The organism is Veillonella parvula (genome assembly GCF_001553335.1).
Lineage (GTDB): Bacteria > Bacillota > Negativicutes > Veillonellales > Veillonellaceae > Veillonella > Veillonella parvula_S.
In genome coordinates this window covers 105,625-106,041 of record NZ_KQ960798.1, presented here as the reverse complement: position 1 = coordinate 106,041, position 417 = coordinate 105,625, and positions in this window count along the sequence as shown.

Genomic DNA, 417 nt, shown 5'->3' with positions numbered 1-417 from the left:
TTCCGTCCCCACCAGGGGATTATTTAATTTAACATGTTGTCAACAATTCAAAAGAATAAATAGGAGAATAAAACAATGTTTCCGTCCCCACCAGGGGATTATTTAATTTAACATTCAAGAGAAGTATTAGCAACTATAACATTAGAAGGCTTGTTTCCGTCCCCACCAGGGGATTATTTAATTTAACAATTCTTCTCTTTCTATAGCTTCGGCTATAGTGATATTCTTGTTTCCGTCCCCACCAGGGGATTATTTAATTTAACCGTATGAACGTAGTGATGTGGAACGCATCGCTGAATTATTTAATGTTTCCGTCCCCACCAGGGGATTATTTAATTTAACCGCTACAAGCGCAAAAGGTGTATCTTGTAAAATCTATGCAGATAGTTTCCGTCCCCACCAGGGGATTATTTAATT